General features: G+C 67.8%; 27 protein-coding genes. 6 read left to right on the top strand and 21 right to left on the bottom strand.

From position 1 onward, the window contains the following. Positions 1–30 precede the first annotated feature (30 nt). The 7 genes from WFH44_RS07225 to clpS form a co-directional block, all read right to left on the bottom strand. Positions 31–702: a DedA family protein gene (locus WFH44_RS07225; RefSeq protein ID WP_336712847.1), complete on the bottom strand. Its 672-nt coding sequence runs from the start codon at positions 700–702 to the stop codon at positions 31–33. A gap of 118 nt (positions 703–820) precedes the next feature. After that, complete coding sequence (gene rdgB / locus WFH44_RS07220) at positions 821–1,438, bottom strand: RdgB/HAM1 family non-canonical purine NTP pyrophosphatase (RefSeq protein WP_336712845.1); 618 nt, start codon at positions 1,436–1,438, stop codon at positions 821–823. Next, entirely contained in the window at positions 1,431–2,216 is a 786-nt protein-coding gene (gene rph, locus WFH44_RS07215) for a ribonuclease PH (RefSeq protein ID WP_336712843.1), read from the bottom strand. The genes rdgB and rph overlap by 8 nt, the downstream gene beginning before the upstream one ends. A 22-nt stretch (positions 2,217–2,238) precedes the next feature. Next, on the bottom strand, positions 2,239–3,033 hold the full coding sequence (locus tag WFH44_RS07210; protein WP_336712841.1) for an MBL fold metallo-hydrolase: 795 nt from the start codon (positions 3,031–3,033) through the stop codon (positions 2,239–2,241). Next, positions 3,030–4,001, bottom strand: a complete 972-nt coding sequence (gene murI / locus WFH44_RS07205) for a glutamate racemase (protein WP_336712838.1) — start codon at positions 3,999–4,001, stop codon at positions 3,030–3,032. The genes WFH44_RS07210 and murI overlap by 4 nt, the downstream gene beginning before the upstream one ends. Before the next feature lie 127 nt (positions 4,002–4,128). Beyond that, positions 4,129–4,704, bottom strand: a complete 576-nt coding sequence (locus tag WFH44_RS07200; RefSeq protein WP_336712836.1) for a DUF2017 domain-containing protein — start codon at positions 4,702–4,704, stop codon at positions 4,129–4,131. Between the two features lie 2 nt (positions 4,705–4,706). Continuing rightward, positions 4,707–5,060, bottom strand: coding sequence for an ATP-dependent Clp protease adapter ClpS (clpS, locus tag WFH44_RS07195; RefSeq protein WP_336712834.1), 354 nt, complete (start codon positions 5,058–5,060; stop codon positions 4,707–4,709). Positions 5,061–5,147: 87 nt separating this feature from the next. Between clpS and WFH44_RS07190 the strand changes: the two genes are divergently transcribed. Continuing rightward, complete coding sequence (locus tag WFH44_RS07190) at positions 5,148–6,479, top strand: nicotinate phosphoribosyltransferase (protein WP_336712832.1); 1,332 nt, start codon at positions 5,148–5,150, stop codon at positions 6,477–6,479. Further along, positions 6,476–7,096, top strand: a complete 621-nt coding sequence (locus WFH44_RS07185; RefSeq protein ID WP_336712831.1) for an isochorismatase family protein — start codon at positions 6,476–6,478, stop codon at positions 7,094–7,096. Before WFH44_RS07190 ends, WFH44_RS07185 begins: the two co-directional genes overlap by 4 nt. 13 nt (positions 7,097–7,109) lie before the next feature. Here WFH44_RS07185 and WFH44_RS07180 read toward each other — a convergent pair whose 3' ends face one another. From WFH44_RS07180 to WFH44_RS07150, 7 genes are all read right to left on the bottom strand, one after another. Continuing rightward, positions 7,110–8,894: a DEAD/DEAH box helicase gene (locus tag WFH44_RS07180; protein WP_336712830.1), complete on the bottom strand. Its 1,785-nt coding sequence runs from the start codon at positions 8,892–8,894 to the stop codon at positions 7,110–7,112. 110 nt (positions 8,895–9,004) lie between these two features. Next, complete coding sequence (locus WFH44_RS07175; protein WP_336712828.1) at positions 9,005–9,316, bottom strand: DUF3039 domain-containing protein; 312 nt, start codon at positions 9,314–9,316, stop codon at positions 9,005–9,007. Positions 9,317–9,350: 34 nt separating this feature from the next. Next, the gene (locus WFH44_RS07170; RefSeq protein WP_336712826.1) at positions 9,351–10,922 is read right to left on the bottom strand and encodes a transporter; all 1,572 of its coding nucleotides are present in this window, start codon (positions 10,920–10,922) and stop codon (positions 9,351–9,353) included. Next, positions 10,904–11,800 (bottom strand): ABC transporter ATP-binding protein, encoded by an 897-nt coding sequence (locus WFH44_RS07165; RefSeq protein ID WP_336712823.1) that lies wholly within the window; start codon positions 11,798–11,800, stop codon positions 10,904–10,906. Before WFH44_RS07165 ends, WFH44_RS07170 begins: the two co-directional genes overlap by 19 nt. 62 nt (positions 11,801–11,862) lie before the next feature. After that, positions 11,863–12,963, bottom strand: coding sequence for an NADH:flavin oxidoreductase/NADH oxidase (locus tag WFH44_RS07160; RefSeq protein ID WP_336712820.1), 1,101 nt, complete (start codon positions 12,961–12,963; stop codon positions 11,863–11,865). Continuing rightward, positions 12,964–13,926, bottom strand: a complete 963-nt coding sequence (locus WFH44_RS07155; protein ID WP_336712819.1) for a tetratricopeptide repeat protein — start codon at positions 13,924–13,926, stop codon at positions 12,964–12,966. Positions 13,927–13,982: 56 nt separating this feature from the next. After that, positions 13,983–15,674: a hypothetical protein gene (locus WFH44_RS07150; protein WP_336712817.1), complete on the bottom strand. Its 1,692-nt coding sequence runs from the start codon at positions 15,672–15,674 to the stop codon at positions 13,983–13,985. Between the two features lie 238 nt (positions 15,675–15,912). Here WFH44_RS07150 and WFH44_RS07145 point away from each other — a divergent pair, with 238 nt between their 5' ends. Beyond that, positions 15,913–17,196 carry an AI-2E family transporter gene (locus tag WFH44_RS07145; protein WP_336712815.1) on the top strand — a complete coding sequence of 428 codons (1,284 nt, stop codon included), beginning with the start codon at positions 15,913–15,915 and terminating at the stop codon, positions 17,194–17,196. Positions 17,197–17,214: 18 nt separating this feature from the next. Here WFH44_RS07145 and WFH44_RS07140 read toward each other — a convergent pair whose 3' ends face one another. Then, positions 17,215–17,544: a hypothetical protein gene (locus tag WFH44_RS07140; protein ID WP_336712813.1), complete on the bottom strand. Its 330-nt coding sequence runs from the start codon at positions 17,542–17,544 to the stop codon at positions 17,215–17,217. Between the two features lie 58 nt (positions 17,545–17,602). On the opposite strand from WFH44_RS07140, the gene nucS reads away from it, so the two are divergent. The 3 genes from nucS (at position 17,603) to WFH44_RS07125 (ending at position 20,001) form a co-directional block, all read left to right on the top strand. Further along, positions 17,603–18,298: an endonuclease NucS gene (gene nucS, locus WFH44_RS07135; RefSeq protein ID WP_264794958.1), complete on the top strand. Its 696-nt coding sequence runs from the start codon at positions 17,603–17,605 to the stop codon at positions 18,296–18,298. A gap of 31 nt (positions 18,299–18,329) precedes the next feature. Further along, a complete protein-coding gene (locus WFH44_RS07130; RefSeq protein ID WP_336712811.1) occupies positions 18,330–19,547 on the top strand; it encodes an N-acetylglucosamine-6-phosphate deacetylase in 1,218 nt (405 codons plus the stop codon). 250 nt (positions 19,548–19,797) lie between these two features. Beyond that, complete coding sequence (locus WFH44_RS07125; protein ID WP_005268536.1) at positions 19,798–20,001, top strand: cold-shock protein; 204 nt, start codon at positions 19,798–19,800, stop codon at positions 19,999–20,001. A 71-nt stretch (positions 20,002–20,072) separates the two neighbouring features. Here WFH44_RS07125 and murA read toward each other — a convergent pair whose 3' ends face one another. From murA to atpA, 6 genes are all read right to left on the bottom strand, one after another. Then, on the bottom strand, positions 20,073–21,374 hold the full coding sequence (gene murA / locus WFH44_RS07120) for a UDP-N-acetylglucosamine 1-carboxyvinyltransferase (RefSeq protein ID WP_336712807.1): 1,302 nt from the start codon (positions 21,372–21,374) through the stop codon (positions 20,073–20,075). Between the two features lie 91 nt (positions 21,375–21,465). Further along, positions 21,466–21,897 (bottom strand): DUF2550 domain-containing protein, encoded by a 432-nt coding sequence (locus WFH44_RS07115; protein ID WP_336712805.1) that lies wholly within the window; start codon positions 21,895–21,897, stop codon positions 21,466–21,468. An 18-nt stretch (positions 21,898–21,915) separates the two neighbouring features. Further along, positions 21,916–22,203 (bottom strand): F0F1 ATP synthase subunit epsilon, encoded by a 288-nt coding sequence (locus WFH44_RS07110; protein ID WP_264794962.1) that lies wholly within the window; start codon positions 22,201–22,203, stop codon positions 21,916–21,918. A 5-nt stretch (positions 22,204–22,208) separates the two neighbouring features. Beyond that, on the bottom strand, positions 22,209–23,672 hold the full coding sequence (gene atpD / locus WFH44_RS07105; RefSeq protein WP_264794963.1) for a F0F1 ATP synthase subunit beta: 1,464 nt from the start codon (positions 23,670–23,672) through the stop codon (positions 22,209–22,211). Positions 23,673–23,740: 68 nt separating this feature from the next. Next, positions 23,741–24,634 (bottom strand): F0F1 ATP synthase subunit gamma, encoded by an 894-nt coding sequence (locus WFH44_RS07100; RefSeq protein ID WP_336712803.1) that lies wholly within the window; start codon positions 24,632–24,634, stop codon positions 23,741–23,743. Between the two features lie 92 nt (positions 24,635–24,726). After that, positions 24,727–26,364: a F0F1 ATP synthase subunit alpha gene (atpA, locus tag WFH44_RS07095; RefSeq protein ID WP_264794965.1), complete on the bottom strand. Its 1,638-nt coding sequence runs from the start codon at positions 26,362–26,364 to the stop codon at positions 24,727–24,729. Positions 26,365–26,427 lie beyond the last annotated feature (63 nt).

Raw genomic sequence — 26,427 nt, 5'->3', positions numbered from 1 at the left:
GTCTGCCGTTATTCGGGGTGGAGCCTGCCGTCAGGAGGCGGACTTCTTCCGGTTGCGCGTCTTGATGATTTTCGACGTGACCCAGTACGCGGCAAGGAGTACGACGACGGCGATCACGATCTTCTGGAAGATGCCGGCATACTGCTCGACGACGTGCCAGTTCTCGCCCAGGTAGAAGCCGGCCAGGACGAATATCGTGTTCCAGACCAGGCTGCCGGCGGCCGTCAGGCCGAGGAACTTCCAGATCGGCATGCGCTCGATGCCGGCCGGGATCGAGATCAGCGAACGGAAAATCGGGATCATCCGGCCGAAGAAGACCGCGCTGTAACCGTGCCGGCTGAACCACCCTTCCGTCCGCTCCACGTCCTCGACGTCCACCAGCGGCAGCTTGTCGGCGATGGCCAGCATGCGCCGGCGGCCCAGCAACGCGCCGAGGCCGTAGAGCGCCAGGGCGCCGACGACCGAGCCCAAGGTGGTCCACAGGAGGGCCTCAAACAGGCTGAAGTTTCCGCGGCTGGCGGTGAATCCGGCCAGCGGCAGGATGACCTCGCTCGGCAGCGGCGGGAAGAGGTTCTCCAGCGCAATGGCCAGGCCCGCTCCGGGGGCACCGATCGTTTCCATCACGTCGACGGCCCACTGGGCGATCCCGGTCAGGTTGGCGGATTCGGCGGACTGGGCGGCTACAGACGCGACGATACTCATAGTGCCTTCAAGTCTGCACTATGCTTCTGCCCCGCTGCGAACCGGCCCGGGCATTCGGTGACGAAGGCCACTCCGGGTGCGGGTGCCGCCCCGGCGGGACGGCGAACGCGGCCTGCGGTCAGGAGAGGGCCTTGACCAGGTGCGGCAGGAGCGCCCGGAACGCCTGGCCGCGGTGGCTGATGGCGTTCTTCTCCTCGGAGCTGAGTTCGGCGCAGCTGCGCTCCATCCCCGCGGGCTGCAGGATCGGATCGTAGCCGAACCCGTTGGTCCCCCGCGGTTCAGTCAGCAGCGTGCCCGCCAGGCGGCCTTCCTCGACTGCCTCCAGCACCGGGGACACCACGCTGGCCGCGCACACGAACGCCGCCGTGCGATGCGGCTCGGAGATGTCCGAAAGCTGGTCCAGCAGCAGTCGCAGGTTGGCGGCGTCGTCGCCGTGGGCGCCGGCCCAGCGCGCCGAGAAGATCCCGGGGGCGCCCCCGAGGATGTCCACGGCCAAGCCGGAATCGTCCGCCACGGACACCAGGCCGGTGGCCTCGAAGACCGTCCGGGCCTTGAGCAGCGAGTTCTCGGCGAACGTCACGCCGGTCTCGGGCACGTCCGGTACCCCGGCGGCGGCGGCGTCGATGACCTGGGTATCCACATCCAGCCCGGGGACCTGCCCGCGCAGCAGCTCGCGCAGTTCCCGCAGCTTGCCTTGGTTCCGGGTAGCCAGGACCAGCCTGGGTGCCTCAGCCACGGATGACCTCCGTCAGGGTCCCGGTGAGGGTGTCGCGCTGGATCTGTGCCAGCTGCGCCGTACCGGCCAGGGCGAGGTCCAGCAGGGCGTCCAGCTCCGCACGGTCGAACGGTGCGCCTTCAGCGGTGCCCTGGACTTCGACGAACTGCCCGGACCCGGTCACGACGACGTTCATGTCGGTCTCGGCGCGGACATCCTCGACGTACGGCAGGTCCAGCATGGGGACGCCGTCGATGATGCCGACGCTCACCGCGGCGACCGTGTCCGTCAGCGGGGTCGCGCTGCGCGCCACCAGCTTGTTGTCCTTGGCCCAGCGCAGGGCGTCGGCCAAGGCCACGTAGGCGCCGGTGATCGCCGCGGTGCGGGTGCCGCCGTCCGCCTGCAGGACATCGCAGTCGAGCACGATCGTGTTCTCGCCCAGCGCCTTCAGGTCGATGATGGAGCGCAGGGACCGGCCGATCAGCCGTGAGATCTCGTGGGTGCGGCCGCCGATTTTGCCCTTCACGGACTCCCGGTCGGAGCGGGTGTTGGTGGCCCGAGGCAGCATCGCGTACTCGGCAGTGACCCAGCCGCGGCCCTCGCCCTTGAGCCAGCGCGGCACGCCGGCGGTCAGGGAGGCGGTGCAGAGGACCCGGGTGTTGCCGAACTCGATCAGCGCCGAGCCTTCGGCCTGGTTGGACCAGCCGCGGGTGATGCTGATCGGCCGCAGCTGGTCCGGATTGCGTCCGTCGGCACGGACGATGGCGGGCGCGGAAGAGCTGCGTTCTACTGAAGTCATGGCTCTACCTTATCGGCAGACGCTAGATGACGTAGCTGACGCCTGCCACGGCCACCGCGAGGTCGCCCGTATAGCTCTCGCGAGCTTCCTCGACCGTCCGCACCGAATCGTTCCAGGGCGGCAGGTGCGTCAGCAGCAGGCGCTGCACCGCGGCTTCGGTGGCGGTCTCACCGGCGCGTTTGCCGGTGAGGTGGACGCCTTCGATCGCGTCGTCGCGTCCCTCATGGAACGCGGCTTCGCACAGGAACATGTCCGAGCCGCGCGCCGCCTCGACCAGTGCGTCGCATGTATCTGTATCGCCGGAGTAGGTCAGCACGCGGGTCACCGGGCCGTCGGAGCCCGGCTCGGTCGCCTCTATGCGCATGGCGTAGGCCTCATCCACCGGGTGCCGGACGGGGTACGGGGTGATCGCGAACGGACCGAGCTTGACGCTTTCGCGGTCGGCCCAGTGGTGGAACTCGAACTCCTCGGTCATCCCCGGATCGGGGTCGAGCCCGTAGGCGGTGGCCATGCGCAGCGCGGTATCGGCGGGGCCCCACACCGGAATGCGGCCCTTCGTCCAGCCGTCCGGGTTCCAGCGCACCGCAACGTGCAGGCCGCACAGGTCCATGCAGTGGTCCGGGTGCAGGTGGCTCAGGAAGATTGCGTCGATGTCCTCCAGATCCATGTACCGCTGGGCGGTGCCGAGGGCGCCGTTGCCGAGGTCCAGCAGAATCCGCCAGGTCCGCTCGCCGTCGTAGGCTGTGACCAAATAGCATGACGCAGGAGACAGCGGTCCCGGGAAGGAACCGCTGCAGCCGATCACGGTGAGATTCATCCGCGCTCCCCTGCCGGGCCCTCACCGGCCGCTCGGCCGCTGCCGGCGAGGGCTGAGTCGGCGCGGGCGGCGGCGATCATCTCGTCCGTGATGCGCGCGATGGCCCCGGTGGGGTACTGGGCGGAAACGTGGTCCACGTGCTCGACGGTCCGCACCTCGGGCCCGAGGAAGCGGCGGGCGAGCACCTCGAACTGGCCCGCGTCGCCGGTGGCGATGAAGTGGTGCTGCGGCGGGACCCCGTCCTGCTGGAGCAGCCCGTGGCGGACCAGCGCACGGTACACGTCCTTCGCGGTCTCTTCGGCGCTGGAGACGAGCGTGACGTCGTCCCCCATGACGTAGGAGATCACTCCGGTCAATAGCGGGTAGTGCGTGCAGCCGAGGACCAGGGTGTCGACGCCGGCGTCCTGCAGCGGCGCGAGGTATTCCTGTGCCGTGCTCAGCAGCTCGTCCCCGGCGGTCACGCCGGCCTCGACGTACTCGACGAACCGAGGACACGCGACCGAGGTCACGTCGAGGTGCGGCGCCGCGGCGAAGGTGTCTTCGTAGGCCCTCGATCCCACCGTGGCCGAGGTGCCGATGACGCCGATCCGGCCGCTGCGGGTGGAGGCGACGGCGCGCCGGACCGCGGGCTGGATGACCTCAATCACCGGGATGCCGTAGCGGGCGGTGTACCGCTCCCGGGCATCGCGGAGCACGGCGGCCGAGGCCGAGTTGCAGGCGATCACGAGCAGCTTGACGCCGGAATCCACGAGTTCGTCCATCACGCCGAGCGCGTTCGCCCTGACCTCGGCGATGGGCAGGGGTCCGTAGGGGCCGTTCGCGGTGTCCCCGACGTACAGGATCGACTCGTGCGGCAGCTGGTCTATGACCGCGCGGGCAACGGTCAGGCCTCCCACGCCCGAGTCGAAAATGCCGATGGGGGCAGAAGGTTGAATCGTTCGCGAAGCTGCACTGACATCCGGACTCATGATCTATCGAGAATAGTTCCTGCGTCCGGAGTTGCAGAACCCGTAGGCGTTCCGTGTAAGCCAATTCACATGGTTGTTTCCCGGGATAACGGGGATGGCGCTGCCCCGCGGCGGCACAAAGAGCACCTTAGGCCCGCGATCCCGGGTGGTGCAGGCCGGCCAGCAGCGACTGCATCAGCGACTCCTGCAGCCAGGTCAGGAAGTTGTAGACCAGGGCCAGGTAGGTCTGCAGGTCTTCGGCCTGGGACCAGTCGTCGATCTCGTGCAGCGCCTGGGCGTCTTCGTCCGTCTCGATGTCGAGCCGGTCGGCCAGCACCAGGCGGACGTCGTTGATGGCCCGGCCCAGCAGCTGCGCCTGTTCCGGAGTCAGCTGGAGGGGGTTCTGCTCCAGCAGCAGCGAGCCGGCCCGCAGGGCGGCCACCTTGTCCTCGCGCAGCGAGCGCTCGGTGAAGCGGCGGAACTCCAGGGATTCGTCGTCGTTATCCTTGATTCCGTCCGGAAGGAGCCGCAGCAACGCACTGTCCTCGGGCCTCGACGCCGTGGCGTCCAGCCCGACGAGTGCCGCCAGCGGGTCCTCATCGGCCCGGTCCGCGGGCTCGAGCATGCTAATGACGTCGTCGAAGAGCCGCCGGATCAAGTCCCGTTCGGCCCGCTCAAGCTCGCCGGTGATTCCCTTGCGCGTGTTCCTGAATGCCTTCGCCATGCCTATGCCTGGTTCGCCTTCTGGAACGTGGCCCAGAGCCCGAACGAGTGCATGGCCTGCGTGTCCCGTTCCGCCTTTTCGCGCGTGCCGGTGGCGACCACGGACTTGCCCTCCTGGTGCACCTGCAGCATCAGCGTGTTCGCCTTGGACTCCGGATAGCCGAAGTAGCTCTGGAAGACGTAGCTGACGTAGCTCATGAGGTTGACCGGATCGTTCCAGACGAGGACAACCCACGGCACGTCCGTGGCGGTGTCCTCGCGGAGGAAGGTATTCCGTTCGGTTTCCGCTTCGACGTCAACAACCGTGTTTCCCACTACCCCGGACAGCGCTGGAACCAGCTCAATTGTTGATGACATGAATTCCATTGTAGGCGCAGGACCTGCGCCGCCGCCCGTTCGGCGCCCGGGTACTCAGAGCGCTGCAGCTTGATTAGAGTTTGATCTGTGAGTACCGAAACAGGCTGGGTTCCGCCCGCGACGTCCCTCTACACCGACCATTACGAGCTGACTATGCTGCAGGCCGCGCTGCGTTCGGGCGCTGCCCACCGGCGTTCGGTTTTCGAGGCTTTCGCCCGGCGGCTGCCGGACGGCCGGCGGTACGGCGTGGTGGCCGGCACCGGCCGCATCCTGGAGGGGATCCGCAACTTCACGTTCAGCGAGGACCAGCTGGACTTCCTCGCCAGGACCAAGGTCGTGGACGCGCCGACTATCGACTGGCTGGCCAACTTCCGGTTCAGCGGCGATATCTACGGTTACGCCGAGGGCGAGGCATACTTCCCTTACTCCCCCATCCTCACCGTCGAGTCCAGCTTCGCCGAAGCATGCGTGCTCGAAACATACATCCTCTCGATCCTCAACCACGACTGTGCCATCGCCTCGGCCGCCTCCCGGATGACGACCGCGGCCGGCGAGCGGCCCTGCATCGAAATGGGCTCGCGCCGCACGCAGGAGGAATCGGCCGTGGCGGCAGCCCGAGCCGCGATGATCGGCGGCTTCACCAGCACGTCCAACTTGGAGGCCGGGTACCGCTACGGGATCAAGACCGTGGGCACGGCCGCCCACTCCTTCACCCTGCTGCATGACAGCGAGCGGGATGCCTTCGCCGCCCAGCTCGCGTCGCTGGGGCACGGCACCACCCTCCTGGTGGATACGTACGACGTCGAAGCCGCGGTGCGCACCGCCGTCGAACTCGCCGGGCCGGACCTAGGCGGAGTCCGGCTGGATTCGGGCGACCTCGTGACCCAGGCCCAATGGGTGCGCCGGCTGCTCGACGACCTGGGCAACCACAACACGCACATCACGGTCACCTCGGATCTGGACGAATACGCCATCGCCGCGCTGGCCTCAGCGCCGGTGGACTCCTACGGCGTCGGCACCGAGCTCGTCACCGGGTCCGGTGCCCCGACCGCGAGCATGGTGTACAAACTGGTGAGCCGGGAGAACGACGACGGCGTCCAGGTCCCGGTGGCGAAGGCGGCCAAGAACAAGATTTCCAAGGGCGGCCGCAAGTACGCCCTGCGCCGGCTGGACGAGCGCGGCGTGGCCACCGCGGAAGTCATCGGCATCGGCCACCGTCCCGACAGCGACAGCAATGACCGGCCGCTGCTGGAACAGTTCGTCAAGAACGGCGAGCTGCTGCCGGGCTTCACCGGGGCGGAGGCCGTCCAGCGCGCCGCCGAGCGGCATCGGCTCTCGCTCGCGGAGCTGCCCGGGACCCACCGCCGGCTGCAGCGCGGCGAAGCAGTTATTCCCACGGAATTCGAGGAGCAGGCATGACACGGGCACTGGTCATAGTTGATGTGCAGAACGACTTCTGCGAGGGAGGGCCGCTGGGCGTCGAGGGCGGGGCGCAGGTCGCCGCGGACCTCAGCGAGCATCTGGAAAACAACGCAGCAGGCTACGACTTCGTGGTCGCCACCCAGGACTGGCACGTGGATCCGGGCAGCCACTTCTCCGACAGCCCGGACTTCGTCGACAGCTGGCCGAAGCACTGCGTGGCCGGGTCCAAGGGAGCCCAGCTGCACCCCGAGCTGGATACCGAGCCGATCGACGCGTACTTCCGCAAGGGCGCGTTCGAGGCCGCCTACTCCGGCTTCGAGGGCGTGCTGGCGCCGGAGGACGAAGTGGCCACGGGGGACCTTGATGACGAGGATGCCGGCACGGCCGAGGACGTCATCTCCCTGGACGACTGGCTGCGGCAGAACGACGTCGACGAAGTGGTCATCACCGGAATCGCGACGGACTACTGCGTCCGGGCCACGGCGCTGGACGCGGTGCAGGCCGGCTACACCACCTCGGTGCTGCTGCCGCTGACGGCGGGCATCAACGCCGAACGCGTGACCGCTACCATCGCCGAACTGGAGGACAACGGGGTCGAGGTGCTCCAGGACTGACGTATCGGCCGTGCTACTTGCGGCCGATAAACCAGTCCTGGAGCTTCTTCAGGCGCTTGTTCAGCTGCTCCTCGTTCGCTTGGGCCACCGCCGGACCGCCACAGATCCGGCGCAGTTCCGAATGCACCATGCCGTGCGGCATGCCTGAGCGGGCCGACCAGGCAGACACGTTCTTGGCCAGCTGGTTGCGCAGTTCGGTTAGCTGGCGGTGGTCGACGACGTGGGGTTCGGGTGCGGGAGCGCCTGTGCCTTGGCGGCGCTTGCGCGACTGCTGCTCCTGCTGGCGCTGCCGCAGCAGCTGGCCGACCTGTTCGGCATCCAGGAGGCCCGGAATGCCGAGGAAATCGAGTTCGTCTTCCGAGCCGAGCTCGCCGCCGGTGCCGAATTCGCCGCCGTCGAAAAGGACGCGGTCAAAGGACGCCTGGGATTCGAGGGCCTCGAACTTCTGCCGGGTGAGCTCGTCGGAGGCCTTCTCCTCTCGGTTGGCCTGCTCCATCAGGGCCTCTTCGGGGATGAAGTCCTCGTCGTTGTCCTTGTCCGGCCGGTCCAGCGCGTGGTCGCGCTCCAGCTCCATCTGGTTGGCCAGCTCCATCAGGTTCGGTACCGACGGCAGGAACACGGACGCGGTCTCGCCGCGCTTCCGGGCCCGCACGAAGCGGCCGATCGCCTGGGCGAAGAACAGGGGCGTCGCCGTCGACGTCGCATAGACGCCCACGGAAAGACGCGGAACGTCCACGCCTTCGGAGACCATGCGCACTGCGACCATCCAGCGCGTTTCCCCGGCGGAGAACTCCTCGATCTTTTCGGAGGCGCCGGCATCGTCGGAGAGGATCACCGTGGGCGATTCGCCCGTGATCCTCTTCAGCTGGCCGGCGTAGGCACGCGCGTCCTCATGGTCCGTGGCGATGACCAGGCCGCCGGCGTCCGGAACGGCGCGGCGCACCTCCGTCAGGCGCTTGTCCGCGGCCGCCAGCACCGACGGAATCCACTGTCCCTGCGGGTTCAGGGCGGTCCGCCATGCCTGGGCGGTGATGTCCTTGGTGACGGCGGCCTCGCCCAACGAGGCCGAGAACTCGTCTCCGGCACTGGTCCGCCAGCGCATCTGGCCGGAATAGGCCATGAAGATCACGGGCCGCACCACGTGGTCCTTCAGCGCGTTGCCGTAGCCGTAGGTGTAGTCCGCCTTGGAGCGGCGGATGCCGTCCCGGTCCTCGGCATACTCCACGAAGGGGATGGCGGCCGTGTCCGAACGGAACGGCGTGCCGGTGAGCGCCAGCCGCCGCGCGGCCGGATCGAACGCCTCCCGAATGCCGTCGCCCCAGCTGAGCGCGTCGCCGCCGTGGTGGATCTCGTCGAGGATCACCAGCGTCCTGGCCGCCTCCGTCTTGGCCCGATGCAGCATCGGCTTCATGGCCACTTGGGCATATGTGACAGCGACGCCGATGAAATCCTTGCCGTGCTGGCCGTCGGAGTTCTTGAAGTTCGGGTCAATGGACAGTCCCACGCGGGCGGCCGCATCGGCCCACTGGCGTTTGAGGTGGTCCGTGGGGGCAACGACGACGATCCGGTTAACCGTGCCGCGCTCCACCAGCTCGGTGGCAACGCGAAGGGCGAACGTGGTCTTGCCGGCGCCCGGCGTAGCGACGGCGAGGAAGTCCCGGGGTGCCAGGGTGAAGTATTTTTCCAGCGCTTCGGCCTGCCACTGGCGCAGTTTGGGTGCGGTCCCCCACGCCGCCCGTTCCGGGTACGCCGGAGGCAGCGCCGGGCCGGAACCGAAAAGAGTCGTCTCCTGGCTCATCTGGGCGAAAAGCTCCTTGCAGTGCGTTGATTGATCGTTTGCGGCATGCGGGCACGGCAAAAACACGGCCAGCCGGCGGGTCAGCCGGCTGGCCGGAGGCGTGTCAGATGCTACTTGTCTTTACCGGAGTCATCCTTGCCCGGGCGGAGGCCTTCGTAGATCTCCTTGCATTCCGGGCAGACGGGGAACTTGTTGGGGTCCCGGCCGGGAACCCATACCTTACCGCAGAGCGCGATCACGGGCTCCCCCGAGAGCGCGGACTCCATGATCTTTTCCTTGCGCACGTAATGGGCAAACCGCTCCCGATCGCCCGGCTCGAGCTCTTCGCGCTGCTCTTCCCGTTCAATCGTCGCGGTCGAACCGCCCGGTCCCTGGGGCTGGCGGTACGGGTCGTTTTCGAAAGGATCAGGGGGCAAAGTCATGGAACCATCTTAGCGGCTCGTCCCCCTGCGCGGCTCACCGGTTGATCGCGACGGCCTGCAGCAGTTCCGGCGCACGCCTGTCGTACCACGCACCGCCGACCCGCACGCCGATCACCAGCAGGGCCGTGCCGAGCACCAAGCCCATCGCCAGCGCGAGCCAGCTGAACAGCGGGGCGCCGGTGATCAGGGCTGCCAGGGCCAGGGCGGCTTCCGGCAGCGCGATCAGGACCAGCACCAGCATGCCAAGCATCTGGACAATCATCATCCGCGCGGCGGACCCCGGGGGCGTCTTGAAGGGGCTCTCCCCCGGCAGCGGCACGTTGTAGGTGTACCGGGCGGACACCACGCTGGACAGGCCCAGGCCGCTGAGCAGCACCCCCAGCGACAGCCCCAGCGTTGCCGGAAGGAGCTGCCAGGAGCCGAGGAAGAAGAACGGCGCCACGGCGAAGACCACGGTCACGGGCAGCGCGAACGCCGCGCAGGCAATGACCCGGCCGGCCCGGTCCGCTCTTCCGTTGACGCCGGAGATGACATGGAGGGCAAAGGCGGTGTTGTCGTAGGAAATGTCCGCCGAGATCGCGAAGGACAGCAGGAACGCCATAATGGGCCCGAGCCACAGCATGAAGCCGAAGTCTCCCGCGGGCGCGAACGCGAAGGCCATCACCACGGGAATCAGCGGGATGGAGATCAGGGAGGCTCCGTAGCGCGGATCCTTGAACCAGTAGGTCAGCGCCCGCGCCGCCACTGCCCCCGTCGGCGTGGCGGGGAAGCGGGAGAACCAGCCGAGCCTGCCAGCCCCGCGGCGCGTTACGGCGTTGTAGGGCGGTGTGACCAGCGCCCGGGCGAGGCTGAGTTTCCACAGCCAGGCAATGACCGCCAGGAAGGCGACGCCGATGCCGAATCGCGCCGCCGCCGTGCCCCATTGGCCGAGGGCGATGTCCCCGGGGGCCGCCCAGATGCTGCCCAGCGGAGTCCACGCGAGCGTTTCGGCCAGGGCCGGCAGGAAGTCCTGCGAGCTCTCCAGCCCCTCCGTGATTCCGATGATGATCGGGCCCAGCAGCATCAGGGGAATGATGCCGATCACGCCGCTCAGGTCCTTGAACCGGCGCGAGCTCGCCAGCGTGGTCGAGGCCGAGGTGGTCAGCCGGGAAAGCACGACGGCGGTCACAGCCGCTACGGCGGCGCAGACCACCGCGGCAATCATCGCCGCCGGGTGCTGCCACCACGCCGCGGCCTGCGCCAGCGAGGCGAGCAATGTGACGGCGCCGGGAATGCCGATCAGCCCGCCCAGGGCCAGCCCCGCAAGCAACTGCGGCATCGGGACCGCGAACGACACGAACCGGGCCGGGTCCAGGGTCATGTCCACGCCGGTGGCGACCATCGGAATCAGCGCCCAGCCCAGGAAGACCGCGGATCCGGCGAGGATGATGGCCGTCCTGGCGACGTCCGGTTCGCCGCTGCCCAGGAAGACCAGCCCCACCAGCAGCATGCCGAGCACGCCCACGGCGTACAACGCGCCAAGGATGACGCCGACCAGCTGCCAGGGGCTGCGCTTGAATCCGTTGCGCAGCAGAGTGAGTTTGAGCCTTAGGAGGTGCGCAACCACGACAGTCCTTCCGACTGGCCGCGGCCGCCGACCAGCTGGACAAAGCGGTCCTCCAGGCTGGCGCCGTCGCGGACCTCGTCCACTGTGCCGGCCGCCAGGACGTTGCCCTGGGCGATGACGGCCACGTGGTCGCACATGCGCTGCACCAGGTCCATCACGTGGCTGGAGACGATGACGGTGCCGCCGGAGGCAACATAGTCATGGAGGATGTCGCGGATGTTCGCGGCGGAGACCGGGTCCACCGCTTCGAAGGGCTCGTCCAGGACCAGCAGCCTGGGCGCATGGATCAGGGCGGAGGCCAGCGCGATCTTCTTCGTCATGCCGGCCGAGTAGTCGACGACCAGTGTCCCCGCGTCGTTGGCGAGGTCCAGGGCGCGCAGCAGATCCGCGACGCGGGAAGCCACGGTGCCGCGGTCCATCCCCCGCAGCAGGCCGGCGTAGGTCACCAGCTGTTCGCCGGTGAGCCGGTCGAAGAGCCGCACTCCGTCCGGCAGGACGCCCATCAGTTTCTTGGCGGCCAGCGGCTGCGCCCAGACGTCGGTGCCGTGGACCCACACCTGCCCGTAGTCCGGACGCAGCATGCCCGTCGCCATGGACAATGTGGTGGTCTTTCCGGCGCCGTTCGGGCCGACGAGGCCGTAGAAGGAACCCGCCGGCACGTCAAGGTTGATGCCGTTGACCGCGACCTTCGCGCCGAAACGCTTGGCCAGGCCGCGCAGGGCCAGCGCGGGGGCCGCGGGCTGCGGATGGTGCGGGCCGGCGTCGCCGGTGCTGCCGGCCAGGCCAACGCTGGTCCGTGCGCCGTCGCGCTGGCCGGCGTCGGGCAAGGGTTCCCGCGGCCCGGGGCCGGCGGGCTGGACAAAATCGGGCGAAGTCATGAGGCCAAACTAGCAATCGGCCGCCCGCGGCCACATCATCCGCTAGGACTAAATCCGTACGACTAAAAATTCTCCGTTACTGCGGCACGTTCATACTGCGGGACCCATGGCAAGTCCACCCCGAGGTCGACGGCGGCGCGCAGCCACCAATGCGGATCGCGGAGGGCTGCGCGGGCCAGCAGGACCGCATCGGCATCACCGTCGGCGACAATCTGTTCGGCATGGCTGGTCTTCGAAATCAGTCCCACGGCGCCCACCGGCAGCCCGGTTGCACGGCGGATCCGGGCGGCGAAAGGCACCTGGTAGCCGGGTGCCAGCGGGATCTGCACGCCGGGTACCGCCCCGCCGCTGGAGACATCGACCAGGTCCACGCCGCGTTCACCCGCCGCCAGCGCGACGGCCGCGACCTCGTCCGGTTCCAGCCCTCCCCGGGCCCAGTCCGAGGCCGAAATCCGCAGCAGCAGCGGCATCCGGTCCGGGATGACGGTGCGCACGGCCTCCACCACGGCCAGCAGCAAGCGGCTCCGGTTGGCCGCGGAACCGCCCCACGCGTCACCCCGGGTGTTCACGAGCGGACTCAGGAACTGGTGGAGCAGGTAGCCGTGGGCCGCGTGCAGCTCGATCGTGTCGAACCCGGCCCAGACGGCCCGGGCGGCGGCGGCACGGAAATCATGGATGACGCCGGCGATGCCCGCCTCGTCGAGCTCCTGCGGGGCGGCCAGGGGGCCGAAGGGTTCCGCGGTGGCCCCCACGGTCTGCCAGCCGCCCAGGGCCGCCGGGACGCTGCCGCTTTCCGCCGCGAAGGGCCAGTACGTCGACGCCTTGCGGCCGGCATGGGCGAGCTGGATGCCGATCTTGGTTCCGCCGGGACCGTTGCGGTGCACGAAATCCGTGATCCTGCTCCAGCACTCGGCCTGCTCGTCCGTCCAGATGCCCGTGTCGCGCGGGCTGATCCGGCCCGCGGCGTTGACCGCAGTCGCCTCCGTCAGGATGAGGGCAGCTCCCCCTGCTGCGAACTGGCCCAGATGCACCAGATGCCAGTCGTTCGGCGTCCCGGGCTCGTCGGCGCCGCGCACCGAGTACTGGCACATGGGCGCGACCCAGCCCCGGTGGGCCAGCGTGAGGCCGCGCAGCGTGAGGGGGCTGAACAGCTGCGAGGGCATTTAGAAGAGGGCTCGGGCCAGCGCCTGGCGTGCCTTCGAGACGCGCGGGTCCGCAGTGCCGACCACTTCGAACAGCTCCACCAGCCGGGCCCGGGCGGCCTCCCGTTCCTCGCCGGAATGCAGGCCGACGAACTTCACCAGCCGGGCAAACGCGTCTTCGACATGGCCGCCGGCTACGTCAAGGTCCGCGACCGCCAGCTGCGCCTCCACGTCGTCCGACGCCGAGGCCGCGGCTTCGCGGATCGCGCTGGCGTCCGCTTTCTCCAGCCGCTGCATCAGCTCCACCTGCGCGAGGCCGCTGCGGGCGTCATTGTCCGCGGGTGACTCGGCCAGGGCCTTGCGGTAGGCCGCCGCTGCGGCCGCGTAGTCACCGGCCTCGATGGCGTCGAAGGCCTCCTGATGCAGCGGCGGCAGCGGCGGTTCTTCCTGGGGTTCACCCTCGGCCGACGGCGCGGAGCCGGTGACGCCGTTCGCCTCGGCGACCTTGAGCAGTTCGGCGATAAAGGACCGCAGTTCCTCCTCGCCGGCGGCGCCCTGGAAGAGCGGAATCGGCTGCCCCTTGAGCAGGGCTACCGCCGCCGGGACGCTTTGCAGCTGGAACGCCTGGCCGATCTGCGGGTTGGCATCCACGTCAACGCGGCCCAGCACGAACCGGCCGGCGTATTCCGTGGCCACCTTCTCCGTGACAGCCGAAAGCTGCTGGGCTTGGTCGCTCCACGGCGCCGTCAATTCAACGACGACGGGGACCTGCGCCGAGAGCTGGACCAGGGCCGAAAAGCTCTCCTGGTTGACGTCGACGATGTAGGCCGGGCGCTCTCCGGCCGATCCCTCCGGCTGGCCCGGACCGCCCTGTCCCGGAGCCGCAGCCTGGGCCTGCGGCCGCTTGAGCGACGACAGATCCACGGCCCCGCGGAGGTTGACAGATGCTGGCGCAGGGCCCTGCCCTGAAGCTGGAGTGGTCATGACATCACCCTAGTACGATCGCGGGCGGCGGAAGGAATCCGCCGCCCGCCTAGGCTTTACTTGAGTTTGGCGTCCACGAGGTCCTGTGCCACGCCGATGACCGAGATGGGGTCCTTGGCGCCGGCCGGCGGGACGTAGACCGCCACCGACTCGCCGTAGGTGACATCCACGCCCGACGCCGTGGAGCTCTTCCCCGCCAGCGCGGCGAACTCGTCGGAGAGCTCGACGGTGGCGCCGGGCTCGGCAGGAACGCTGCTCATCACGTTGCGGATGTAGCCGAAAACCATCGCACCGCCGTCGGCCGTTTTCAGTGCCCGCACCGATTCCGGCTCCACCTTGCGGCTGAAGGTGATGTCCGCGTTCTTGTTTGCCTTGACCTGCGAGTCCTGGAAGGCACGGATCTGCTCGGCGAAGGTGTTCTTGCCGACCTTGTCCTGGTTCTTGCCGTTGTTGAGGTTGGCGGCCAGCACTTCGAGCGCCTGCTGCGGCACATGGAGCAGGCCCTCCGCGGAATCCGCGGCAACGGCCGGGGTTCCCCCGCCTTCGCTCGCGACCTGCGGGAAGGTGGTGCCGGGCAGCATCTGCACGGCCTCGACCATCTTGTAGTTCTCCCGCGGCCCGGCCTGCGAGAGCACGATGACCTGCGGCACCGGGTTCTCCTTGCCCTGGGTGACGGCGACGGCGGTGCGCGGCCAGGCCGCAGTGGTTCCCACCATGGCGGTCTTCAACGGCTCGGCCGACACCGGGGCGGGCGCTGCCAAGTCCGGGTTTTCGGCCCGCACCGTGTAGTTCGCCTTGCGCAGCGTCAGCGCGGAACCGCCGACCCGCGGGGCCAGTTCCTTGGCGTCCCGGGCGGAGTCGCCGGCAGTCACCGCGGCCTCCACCGAGTCCAGGATCCGGTTGAGCTGCCCTTCCAGGAGCACGGGGTACGAATCGCCGGCTTCCTTCGGCGCGGCTGTCTCGCCCGCATGGGCCGGCACGGCGGTGGCGGCAAGGAGGCCGGCGGCAGCGACGGCCAGCACCGGACGGACCGACTCTGCTGCGCGGAGCCGGAGGCCGCCGCGCGCCGGCTGGCCCTCCCCCGTGCCGGAAGCCGTCGAGCCGGAGGCTTCAGCAGCCGCACGCCGGCCGGCCGGTTCGCCCGCTCCGGAGTCGGGCCCGCCCCGCCGCGCGAGGGCCGCGAGCGCCAGGCCCAGCACCGCCAGCAGAGCGCCGACGATGACCAGGACGATTCCCCAGGGTGCGCTGTTGTCGTTCGGCCAGCTGACCGTGACGGCGGTCGGGGCAGGCTGCTTGCCGTCTGCCGCCAGCAGGATGGACCACTCGCCGTCCCCAGGCGCGATCCAACGGTGGTCGGCCTGGCCATCGGCCGTTTCCTCGCTGACCCACAGGTCCGATCCGGCGGGGTTGGGCACCTCGGCATCGCCCTTGACGGTCTCGGCCTGCAGCTGGCCGCCGTCGACGCCGCTGATCGAGGTGTGGGCGGCCTTGCCGACCCAGGCATCGACGTCGCCCGCGCGTCCCACGGCAAGGAGGAATTCGCCGTCGGACTCCACCGAAATGTCCACACGTTCATCGTGGACGCCGAAGACTGCCGGTTCGATCACCGTCACCGGGGCCGTCGAATCTCCGGCCGAGTAGCTGGCCGAGAGCGTCTCCGGCGGGGCCCAGATGGTGCGGAACCCGATGCCCAGCAAGATGGCCACGAGGCCGGCTGCGATCAGGGCGATGGCAGTCTTCGAACGCACAAAAAAACCTAACGTTTGTCACGGGAAGCGGACCTGACCACCAACTCAGCCGCAGGCAATGCCGCGCGCCGGCCGGCTGCTGCAGGCCGGGAGGCCAGGGTTTATAACCCAATGGTAACGAATCGCCTGTTAGAGTGCGTTGTCGGCTGTACCGTCCACCGGGAGCGATGGGCACGCCGATAGTCTCATCCACAACGATCTTCCCGCAGCCGCGGGGCCGACTGAACAGGGCATTCGCTTGACGGAGCACGAGGAACGACCTGCCGAACCGCAGGAGCCAGGCGACGGCGGTACGCCCGCAGGTGCCGCCGGGCCGGAGGCTTCCGCAGCGCCGGGCCCGGGCGGCCACCGGTCCGTCCTGCACGCCCTCGGCCGGCTCGGTGCGTCCTTCCCGCGGGCCCAGCCGCGCGTCCGGTTCGAGATGCCACCCGAAGCACTGACCCTGGAGGACGAAAAGGCCGTGGCGGCCATGGTCGGAACCCAGGGCGCCGCCCGCCACCCCATCCACTTCGGCTTCATGGGCACCGTCGGCGTAGGCCTGGCACTGCTGCTGTATTTCATCCTCTCCAATATCGGCCAGCTGCTGGGCTGGATCGCGGCTGCGCTCTTCATCGCGCTGGGCCTCGATCCGATCGTCCGCTGGCTGGAAAACAAGGGCCTGCCGCGGCCGGCGGGCGTCGTCGCCGTCGTTCTGGCCCTCGCGGGCGCGCTGGCCGCATTCTTTGCCACCCTGATCCCCACGATCGTGAACCAGACGGCCCAGATCGTGGCCAACGGTCCGGAGTACGCCGACAACTTCCTCAATTCCGCCTTCTTCCAGTCCATCGACCAGCAGTTCCAGGTACGCAGCCGCGTTGAAGAGGAAGTAGCCAAGTTCTTCGCCAACTCCGAGGCCGTGACCGGCATCTTCGGCGGAGTCCTCGGCGTCGGCAGCGCCGTCCTGCAGGGGGCCTTCGGGGTCCTGATTGTCCTGGTGCTGACCTTGTACTTCCTGGCCTCGCTGCCGGCCCTGAAGATCTGGGCGTACCGGCTCGCGCCGCGCTCCCGCCGCAAGCGGGTACAGGTGCTCGCCGAGGAGATCACCGGCAGCGTCGGCAGCTACGTAATCGGGCAGGCCTGCGTCGCGCTGATCAATGCCACCGTGGCCTTCATCGCCATGAACATCGCAGGTGTCCCCTTCGCGGTACTGCTGGCGTTCCTGGTCGCGCTGCTGGCTTTCATCCCCCTGGTCGGCGCAATGATCGCAGGTGTGATGGTCTCGCTGGTGGCACTGACCGTAAGCTGGCAGACCGCCACGCTGTTCGCCGTGATCTACTTCGCCTACCTGCAGTTCGAGGCCTACTTCGTTTCGCCGCGGATTATGCAGCGCGCGGTGGCCGTTCCCGGGGCCGTGGCGGTCATCGCCGTCATTGCCGGCGGCACTCTGATGGGCGTGCTCGGCGCGCTGATGGCGATTCCGGCCGCCGCCGCAGTCATGCTCCTGCTGAAGGAAGTGGTGATTGTCCGGCAGGACCGGCGCTGAGTCCGCGGCCGGCGGCGTTCAGCCCCGGTAGCGGAAGCTGCGGGTCTTCCAGCAGTGGTGGTGCCAGTGCCGCCGCTCGGACAGCGCCGCCTCGGCGCCGAACAGGGAATCCTCCCGCCAGGCCACGACGTGCTCCACACCGGGCGCAATGGTGAGGCCGCAGCCCGGGCAGCTGTAGTCCTTCACGGCGTTGCGCTGGGTGATACGCCGCACATTCCACTCGCCGTCGGGTGCGCTCTGACGCTCCGGGATGCCGAAGCGGGCCCGCTCCAGATCCAGCTCATCGCCGCGACTCCACTTGCCCGAAGGCTGGGCCGGCCGTCGGCGCGGGCGATTGGAGCGGGGCATAGGCCCATTCTGCCCGCGTCCGGCGAGGCTCGACAAACTGACGGTAAGGTGGCCTACTGTGCGTCTCGTTATTGCCCGTTGCTCTGTTGATTACATCGGCCGTCTCCGCGCCCATTTGCCCCTGGCCACGCGCCTGCTCATGGTGAAGGCGGACGGCTCGGTCCTGATCCATTCCGACGGCGGCTCCTACAAGCCGCTCAACTGGATGAGCCCTCCCGCCACGCTCCGCGTGAACGAGCCGGTCGAGGGCGACACCCCCGAGGGCGTCACCGAGGTGTGGAACGTCCAGCACGCGAAGAGCGACGACCGCCTCGTTATCCACATCCACGAACAGCTGCACGAGTTCAGCCATGACCTCGGCGTGGACCCCGGGCTGGTCAAGGACGGCGTCGAAGCGGACCTGCAGCGGCTGCTCGCGGAGCAGATCCACACCCTGGGCGACGGCTACTCGCTGATCCGCCGCGAATACATGACGGCCATCGGCCCGGTCGACATTCTTGCCCGGGACGCCGACGGCGGCACAGTCGCCGTGGAGCTCAAGCGGCGGGGAGACATCGACGGCGTGGAGCAGCTGACCCGTTACCTCGAGCTGCTGAACCGCGACCCGCTCCTGGCCCCCGTGAAGGGCGTCTTCGCCGCCCAGCAGATCAAGCCGCAGGCACGGGTCCTCGCCGAAGACCGCGGCATCGACTGCCTGACGCTGGACTATGACGCCATGCGCGGCGTCGACGATATCGAGTCCCGGCTCTTCTGAGGCCGGCTCGCCGGCGTTTAGACTGTCGGCTATGGAAGCCAGCGGCCACACCGGAACGGGCGGCGCCTTCCTCCGCGGGCGGATCGTCAGCGACGGCACGGTCGTCGAGGACGGGGTCGTGGCGTACGACGGCGACCGCCTGGTTTTCGCGGGCCCGTATCCGCAGTTTTCGCCCCAGGGGCGCCAGGAACATGAACTGCCGGCCGGCAGCATCCTGGTGCCCGGACTCGTGGACATGCACTGCCACGGCGGGTACGGAGCCGATTTCTCTTCCGCGGACGACGCCGCCGCCCGCCGGGCCGCCGCGTTCCTGCACCAAAGCGGGACAACCACGCTGCTGGCGAGCGTGGTTCCGGCCCCGCCGGCCCAGGCGCTGGCCGCCCTGCAGGTCCTCGCCGGACTCTGCTCCGACGGGCTGCTGGCCGGCATCCATGCCGAGGGGCCTTTCCTCTCGACCGAGTGCTCCGGCGCCCTGGAGCCCGCCCACCTCAGCGACCCGGACCTGGAGCTGCTGGCCCGGCTGATCGAGGCGGGCCAGGGCCAGCTCCGGACCATGACCTACGCCCCCGAACTGCCCGGCGCCGGCGAACTGGCCGATCACCTGACGGCCCACGGTGTCATCCCGTCCATCGGCCATACCGCCTGCGATTCCGCCACCGCCGCCACCTCGCTGGCACGCGCGTCCGAGGGGCTCGCGTCCGCCGGCTTCGACGGCTACAGTGCCCGCCCGACCGTGACGCATCTGTTCAACGGCATGCCGCCGCTGCACCACCGGTCCCCCGGGCCGGCCGCTGCCTGCCTGCGCGCCGCCGCCGCGGGGGCCGCAGCGGTGGAACTGATTGCCGACGGCACGCACCTGGACCCGCAGACTATCCTCACCGTTTTCGAACTCGTCGGTGCCGCCAACATCATGCTGGTCTCCGATGCCATGGCCGCCGCAGGGCTCGACGACGGCGAGTACGGACTCGGCGGGCGCCTGGTCACGGTGTCCGGGGGCCGCGCGACCCTGGCCGGCACAGGAACGCTTGCCGGCAGCACCTCGACCCTGCTCGATGTCGTCCGCACTGCCGTCGGATCCGGCGTGCCGTTCGCCGAGGCGCTGAGATCCGCCACGAGCGTGCCGGCAGCCGTCCTCGGCCTGGCGGACGAGGTGGGCAGCCTCCATGCGGGCTTGCGCGCCGACGTCATTGTGCTGAGCCCGGAACTGCGACTGAATGCCGTTCTCCGGAAGGGCCGCTGGCTGCAGTGACGGCCGCAGGGAACTTTGGCTTAACAAAAGGTTGAATCTCGCAAATGAGCGTTGACCTGCCCAAATGCCTATGTGATGCTTAACTCAGTCTTTGTGTAGGTGAGTTTTTCATGCTCGCAAGACATGTAGTTGCGAGCGTGAAGCTCCTCATACGCTTCGGCGGCCTGCCGGAACCTGAGGTCTTCCGTGGAGTGACCAGGACCGGCGCAAAGGGCACCGGTCTAAGAAGTACCGTATTGAGGAGAAATACATGGCACAGGGGACCGTGAAGTGGTTCAACGCTGAAAAGGGCTTCGGCTTCATCACTCCGGATGATTCCGAGGGAGACGTGTTCGTCCACTACTCCGAAATCCAGACCGGCGGATTCAAGACCTTGGACGAGAACCAGCGCGTAAGCTTCGAGATCGGCCAGGGCGCCAAGGGCCCCCAGGCGACCGGCGTTACCGTTATCTAGTCTCGCTTTGGCTTCCCGGCGCAGGCCGGACAGCAAGGAAGCCTCCCGGTTTTCCGGGAGGCTTCCTCGCTTTAACGCAGCAGCCTGGCCGCGGCCAACGGATCCGCTTCGTTGCCCCGCCGTTCGACGACCGCCCCTAAGGCGCGCAGTTTCGCGTCGAAATTCTCGTAGCCGCGGTCGATGTGGTCCACTCCCCTGACCTCCGTCATCCCGTCGGCGACCAGTCCGGCGATCACGAGGGCCGCGCCCGCACGGATGTCGTTGGCGTCGACCGGCGCCCCGGAAAGCTGCGGGACCCCTTTGATGAGCGCGTGATGCCCGTCCAGCCGCACGATGGCGCCGAGGCGCGCCAGCTCGTTGGTGAATCCCCAGCGCGCCTCGAAAACGTTCTCCGTCACCATGCCGTTTCCTGTGGCGACGGCGTTCAGCGCGACCACGAAGGGCTGCAGGTCAGTGGGAAACCCGGGATAGGGCAGCGTGGAAACGTTGATCGGCGACGGCCTGCCGGAACCCTCCACCACGAAACCGTCGGTGCGGCGCTCCACCGTGCACCCGGCCTGCTCCAGCTTGTCCAGGACCACCCCCAGATGGGACGGATCGGCATGCCGGATGTCGACCCGGCCGCCCGTGATCGCGGCCGCGAAGGCCCAGGTGCCGGCCACAATGCGGTCCGGCACGGTGCGGTGCGTAACCGGCTGGAGGCGTTCGACGCCGGTAATCACCAGCGTGGGCGACCCGATCCCTTCGATCCGGGCGCCCATGGCAACCAGGAGCCGGGCGATGTCGGAAATCTCCGGCTCCCGCGCGGCATTGTCGATCGTCGTCACGCCCTCGGCCAGGGTCGCGGCCATCATCAGGTTCTCCGTGGCGCCGACCGAAGGGAATGAAAGGCGGTGGTGCGCCGCCTTCAGCCCGTCGGGGGCCTTCGCCACCAGGTACCCGTGGTCGATGACGATCTCCGCGCCCATCAGCTCGAGTCCGCTCCGGTGCATGTCCAGGCCGCGGGATCCGATGGCATCGCCGCCCGGAAGCGCCACCTCGGCCTGCCGGCACCGGGCCACCAGCGGACCCAGGACGGAGATGGACGCCCGCATGGCCCGGACCAGGTCGTAGTCAGCCTGGTGCGCCGGCGCGGACGGAACGTCGATGTGCACAGCCGCCCGCTCGACGTCGTACTCCACGCCGCAGCCCAGCCGGCGGAGGAGTTCGGCCATGATCCAGACGTCCTGGATGTTGGGCACATTCGTGATCGTGGACCGGCCCTCGGCCAACAGCACAGCGGCCATCAGCTTCAGGACACTGTTCTTGGCTCCGGCCACGTCGACCTGCCCGGAAAGCCGGGTGGGTCCGGTGACGACAATGACGTCTTCCATGTTGCTCATCCTAATAGGGGGTCAGATGGGTAAAACGAAAGCGGCCCCCATCGGGAGCCGCTGTATCCGGTCCATGTACGCCGCGTTCCGCTCAGCGCCAAGTTCCGATGCCGATCACGGGACCGGCTTCGAGCCAGGAGGACAATCCGGCGTAGACATCGTAGTTCATCGCCAGCAGCAGTTCCTGCTTGTCGTGGGTCAGCATCACGACGATAGCCCCCGGCTGGATCCTCAGCCGTTCGTCCTCGGTTGGCTGGCGCCAGCCTTTCAGCTCGAGCGCGCTGCGCCGGAACCGATGGCGCGGGCGGGGGCTTAGCGAGAACAGCCGCAGCCATTCCAAGTGCTTGTCCGCATAACGACAAACCCCCATTTGCCAGCTGCCGGGCAGCAGGCTAATGGAGGCGTCGAAGGTTCCCAGGGCGCGCCGCAGTTGATAGCGGCGCACCCCGAAAGCCAGCAGCGCCAGGACGAGCAGCACGAACAATGCCGCAAGGACAACGAACGCGACGGATAGCTCGTTCACTGGCGCCGCCAGTTGGGCCTAAGCCGTGGCCAAGTCGTTGACCGTGGCGTTGTCCGCCACGATCACAACCCGGTTGCTGTCAACGGAGAAGAACCCGCCGTCGACGGTGACAGTGATGCGGTCGCCGTTGACGGGCTGGATGGCCAGTTCTCCGGGCGCAAGGATGGCCAGGACCGGAGTGTGGCCGGGCAGGATCCCAATCTCGCCGTCGGCGGTACGGGCCTTGACCAAGGACGCCGCGCCGGACCACACGAAGTGGTCCGCTGCGACAATCTCAACTTCCAGATCAGCTGTTTCGTTAGCCATGGGCTTTACTTACCGGTCTGTTCCTGGATCTTGGCCCAGTTCCGCTCGACATCGTCGAGGCCGCCGACGTTGAAGAAGGCCTGCTCTGCGATGTGGTCCAGCTCGCCGTCGCAGATGGCCTTGAAGCCCTCGACGGTGTCCTTGATGGAGACGGTCGAGCCCTCGACGCCGGTGAACTGCTTGGCGGTGTAGGTGTTCTGCGACAGGAACTGCTGGATGCGGCGCGCGCGGGAGACGACGATCTTGTCTTCTTCGGACAGTTCGTCGACACCCAGGATCGCGATGATGTCCTGGAGTTCCTTGTTCTTCTGCAGGATCTGCTTCACGCGGATCGCCACGTCGTAGTGCGCCTGGCCGATGTACTGCGGGTCCAGGATTCGCGACGTGGAGGTCAGCGGGTCCACGGCCGGGTAGAGACCACGGGACGCGATTTCGCGCGAGAGTTCCGTGGTCGCATCCAGGTGGGCGAAGGTCGTTGCCGGAGCCGGGTCGGTGTAGTCGTCAGCAGGCACGTAGATGGCCTGCATGGACGTGATCGAGTGGCCCTTGGTCGAGGTGATGCGCTCCTGCAGGAGGCCCATTTCGTCGGCCAGGTTCGGCTGGTAGCCCACGGCGGACGGCATGCGGCCCAGCAGGGTCGACACCTCGGAACCGGCCTGGGTGAAGCGGAAGATGTTGTCGATGAAGAGCAGCACGTCCTGGTTCTGCACATCACGGAAGTACTCCGCCATGGTCAGGGCCGACAGTGCCACGCGCAGGCGCGTTCCCGGCGGCTCATCCATCTGGCCGAAGACAAGGGCGGTGTCCTTCAGGACGCCGGCCTCTTCCATTTCCACCCAGAGGTCGTTGCCCTCACGGGTACGCTCGCCGACGCCGGCGAACACGGAGGTGCCGCCGAAGTTACGGGCCACACGGGTGATCATTTCCTGGATGAGCACGGTCTTGCCAACGCCGGCGCCGCCGAACAGGCCGATCTTGCCGCCCTTGATGTACGGGGTCAGCAGGTCGATGACCTTGATGCCGGTCTCGAGGATCTCAGTGGAGCTTTCGAGGTCCGCGAAGCGGGGAGCCTTGCGGTGGATGGGCCAGCGCTCGGTGATTTCCAGCTGGGTCTCTTCGACGTCCAGCGGCTTGCCCAGCACGTTGAAGATGTGGCCCTTGACGCCGTCGCCGACCGGAACCGAGATAGGCGCGCCGGTGTCCTGCACCGTGGTGCCGCGGACAAGGCCGTCGGTCGCCTGCAGCGAGATCGCGCGGACCAGGTTGTCGCCCAGGTGCTGCGAGGTCTCGAAGGTGATGGTGTGGGTCTCGCCGTTGAGGGTGATCTCGGCGGTCAGGGCGTTGTACATCTCGGGGATTGCGTCGGCCGGGAATTCGACGTCGACAACCGGGCCGATCACACGGGCGATACGGCCAGTGGCGCCCGAGGCGACGGAACCGGTTCCGTGCTCGATGGTTTGGGCAGTCATCTCTCTCACTTCTCAGTTAGATGCGTGGTTAAGTTTACGGTCTTGATGGAGTGCTTCGAGCTCAGCGGTCAGGACGCACTCAGTGCGTCGGCACCGCCGACAATCTCGGTGAGCTCCTGGGTGATCTCGGCCTGGCGTGCGTTGTTGCGCAAACGGGTGTACTTCTTGATCAGCTCGTTTGCGTTGTCGCCTGCCGACTTCATGGCGCGCTGGCGGGCGGCGAGCTCGCTCGCAGCAGCCTGGAGCAGCGCTGCGAAGATGCGCGACTCGATATAGCGCGGCAGCAGGGCGTCCAGGACCTGTTCGGACTCGGGCTCGTACTCGTACAGCGGCAGCAGCTCCGACTCGGACGTTGCCTCCTGCTCCACGACCTCCAGCGGGAGCAGGCGGATGACCGTCGGCTCCTGGGAGACCATGGACTTGAACCGCGTGTAGACGACGTGGATCTCGTCGACGCCGCCGTCTTCGTACGGCGTGCTGAACGCGCCGAGGACGGCATCGCCGATCTCACGTGCAATGTCGAAGGACGGCGAATCGGTTCCGCCGGTCCAGACCTGCTGGTAGTCAAGACCGCGGAAGTCGAAGTAAGCCTGCGCCTTACGGCCGACGAGGTAGTGCTGGACTTCTTTGCCCTCTCCGCGCAGCAGCTCGGTCAGGGACTGTGCCTGCTTCAGGACCGAAGCCGAGTAAGACCCTGCCAGGCCGCGGTCCGAAGTCAGCACCAGCACGGCCGCCCGCCGGATCTGCTCCGGTTCGGTGGTCAGCGGATGGTCGATCTCGGACTGCGATGCCACAGCAGAAACGGCACGGGTGATCGCATTGGCGTAAGGCAGCGATGCAGCCACCCGGCTGCGCGCCTTGCCAATACGAGAGGCAGCGATCAGTTCCATCGCCTTGAACATCTTGCGCATCGAACTCGTCGAGGCGATCTTCTGGCGGTAGACCCGAATCTGGGCTCCCATACTTTTCCTTTCCTAATCCCCCCTGGCTGAGCGGGGCCGGGTTCTTCGCGCGGAGGGACGAACCCGGCCCCCGCTCAGCCAGCGAAAACGAATTAGCGCTTCTGCCGGACGATCTGTTCCTGGTCGACGGCGTCCTGGGCCAGAGCGTCATACTCCTCATGGCCTGCGCCGACGAGCTGGTTGTCGCCTTCACCGAAGAAGCCCTTCTTGAATTCGGTGATCTGCGCGGTCAGCTCCTCGACCGTGGAATCCTCGAGCACGTTGGTCTGCGCGATGGTCGTCAGTGCCTGCGACCGGTGGCGAAGGTGCTCCAGGAACTCCGACTCGAAGCGGTTGACGTCCTCAACCGGGACATCGTCAAGGAAGCCCTTGGTGCCGGCCCAGATCGAGACGACCTGCTCCTCGACGGGGAACGGCGAGTACTGGCCCTGCTTGAGCAGTTCCGTCAGGCGTGCGCCGCGCTCGAGCTGCTGCTTGGAAGCGGCGTCGAGGTCCGAGGCGAACATCGCGAAGGCCTGCATGTCGCGGTACTGCGCCAGCTCCAGCTTCAAGGTACCGGAGACCTTCTTCATGGCCTTGACCTGGGCGGAACCGCCGACGCGGGACACCGAGATGCCGACGTCCACAGCGGGACGCTGGTTGGCGTTGAAGAGGTCCGACTGCAGGAAGATCTGGCCGTCGGTGATGGAGATGACGTTGGTCGGGATGTAGGCCGAAACGTCGTTGGCCTTGGTCTCGATCAGCGGCAGGCCGGTCATCGAACCGGCGCCCAGCTCGTCGGAGAGCTTGGCGCAACGCTCGAGGAGGCGGGAGTGCAAGTAGAAGACATCGCCCGGGTAGGCTTCGCGTCCCGGCGGACGGCGAAGGAGGAGGGAGACGGCACGGTAGGCCTCGGCCTGCTTGGAGAGGTCATCGAACACGATCAGGACGTGCTTGCCGCCGTACATCCAGTGCTGGCCGATGGCCGAGCCGGCGTAAGGAGCCAGGTACTTGAAGCCTGCCGGGTCGGATGCCGGAGAGGCCACGATGGTCGTGTACTCGAGCGCACCCTTCTCTTCCAGGGTCTTGCGGACGGCCGCAATGGTGGATGCCTTCTGGCCGATGGCAACGTAGATGCAGCGGACCTGCTTGTTGACGTCGCCCGACTCCCAGTTGGCCTTCTGGTTGATGATCGTGTCGATCGCGATGGCGGACTTGCCGGTCTGGCGGTCGCCAATGATCAGCTGGCGCTGGCCGCGGCCGATCGGGATCATGGCGTCGATGGCCTTGAGGCCGGTCTGCATCGGCTCGTGGACCGACTTACGCTGGGTCACGCCCGGCGCCTGAAGTTCCAGGGCACGACGGCCTTCGGCCTCGATCGGTCCCATGTCGTCGAGCGGTTCGCCGAGGGGATCGACGACGCGGCCGAGGAAGTTGTCACCGACGGGCACGGAGAGGACTTCACCGGTGCGGTGGACTTCCATGCCTTCTTCGATGCCGGTGAACTCACCGAGGATAACGACACCGATTTCGCGGGTGTCGAGGTTCTGGGCCAGGCCCAGGATGCCGTTTTCGAAACGCAGCAGCTCGTTCGACATGGCGGAGGGAAGGCCCTCCACACGTGCGATGCCATCGCTGGCGGTGGTTACGCGGCCAACTTCAACGCGCTCGGCCGTTCCGGGTTCGTAGGATGCCGCGAACTCGTTCAGTGCATTACGGACGTCGTCGGCGTTGATGGTCAATTCGGCCATCTGCAGTCCCTGCTCTCCTATGTTGCGATCGCCGCCTGCGGCGACCTGTGTGTAATTCAGTCT

The organism is Arthrobacter sp. USHLN218 (genome assembly GCF_037144715.1).
Lineage (GTDB): Bacteria > Actinomycetota > Actinomycetes > Actinomycetales > Micrococcaceae > Crystallibacter.
Note: the sequence above shows the minus strand (reverse complement) of the source record. Positions and strands in the feature narration are given on the sequence as shown.

Excerpts from the sequence above, each read along its gene's own strand:
- WFH44_RS07225 (WP_336712847.1), bottom strand. The coding sequence starts at position 702 with ATGAGTATCGTCGCGTCTGTAGCCGCCCAGTCCGCCGAATCCGCCAAC.
- rph (WP_336712843.1), bottom strand. The coding sequence starts at position 2,216 with ATGACTTCAGTAGAACGCAGCTCTTCCGCGCCCGCCATCGTCCGTGCC.
- WFH44_RS07210 (WP_336712841.1), bottom strand. The coding sequence starts at position 3,033 with ATGAATCTCACCGTGATCGGCTGCAGCGGTTCCTTCCCGGGACCGCTG.
- murI (WP_336712838.1), bottom strand. The coding sequence starts at position 4,001 with ATGAGTCCGGATGTCAGTGCAGCTTCGCGAACGATTCAACCTTCTGCC.
- WFH44_RS07200 (WP_336712836.1), bottom strand. The coding sequence starts at position 4,704 with ATGGCGAAGGCATTCAGGAACACGCGCAAGGGAATCACCGGCGAGCTT.
- clpS (WP_336712834.1), bottom strand. The coding sequence starts at position 5,060 with ATGTCATCAACAATTGAGCTGGTTCCAGCGCTGTCCGGGGTAGTGGGA.
- WFH44_RS07185 (WP_336712831.1), top strand. The coding sequence starts at position 6,476 with ATGACACGGGCACTGGTCATAGTTGATGTGCAGAACGACTTCTGCGAG.
- WFH44_RS07180 (WP_336712830.1), bottom strand. The coding sequence starts at position 8,894 with ATGAGCCAGGAGACGACTCTTTTCGGTTCCGGCCCGGCGCTGCCTCCG.
- WFH44_RS07175 (WP_336712828.1), bottom strand. The coding sequence starts at position 9,316 with ATGACTTTGCCCCCTGATCCTTTCGAAAACGACCCGTACCGCCAGCCC.
- WFH44_RS07165 (WP_336712823.1), bottom strand. The coding sequence starts at position 11,800 with ATGACTTCGCCCGATTTTGTCCAGCCCGCCGGCCCCGGGCCGCGGGAA.
- WFH44_RS07160 (WP_336712820.1), bottom strand. The coding sequence starts at position 12,963 with ATGCCCTCGCAGCTGTTCAGCCCCCTCACGCTGCGCGGCCTCACGCTG.
- WFH44_RS07155 (WP_336712819.1), bottom strand. The coding sequence starts at position 13,926 with ATGACCACTCCAGCTTCAGGGCAGGGCCCTGCGCCAGCATCTGTCAAC.
- WFH44_RS07140 (WP_336712813.1), bottom strand. The coding sequence starts at position 17,544 with ATGCCCCGCTCCAATCGCCCGCGCCGACGGCCGGCCCAGCCTTCGGGC.
- WFH44_RS07130 (WP_336712811.1), top strand. The coding sequence starts at position 18,330 with ATGGAAGCCAGCGGCCACACCGGAACGGGCGGCGCCTTCCTCCGCGGG.
- WFH44_RS07125 (WP_005268536.1), top strand. The coding sequence starts at position 19,798 with ATGGCACAGGGGACCGTGAAGTGGTTCAACGCTGAAAAGGGCTTCGGC.
- murA (WP_336712807.1), bottom strand. The coding sequence starts at position 21,374 with ATGGAAGACGTCATTGTCGTCACCGGACCCACCCGGCTTTCCGGGCAG.
- WFH44_RS07110 (WP_264794962.1), bottom strand. The coding sequence starts at position 22,203 with ATGGCTAACGAAACAGCTGATCTGGAAGTTGAGATTGTCGCAGCGGAC.
- atpD (WP_264794963.1), bottom strand. The coding sequence starts at position 23,672 with ATGACTGCCCAAACCATCGAGCACGGAACCGGTTCCGTCGCCTCGGGC.
- WFH44_RS07100 (WP_336712803.1), bottom strand. The coding sequence starts at position 24,634 with ATGGGAGCCCAGATTCGGGTCTACCGCCAGAAGATCGCCTCGACGAGT.
- atpA (WP_264794965.1), bottom strand. The coding sequence starts at position 26,364 with ATGGCCGAATTGACCATCAACGCCGACGACGTCCGTAATGCACTGAAC.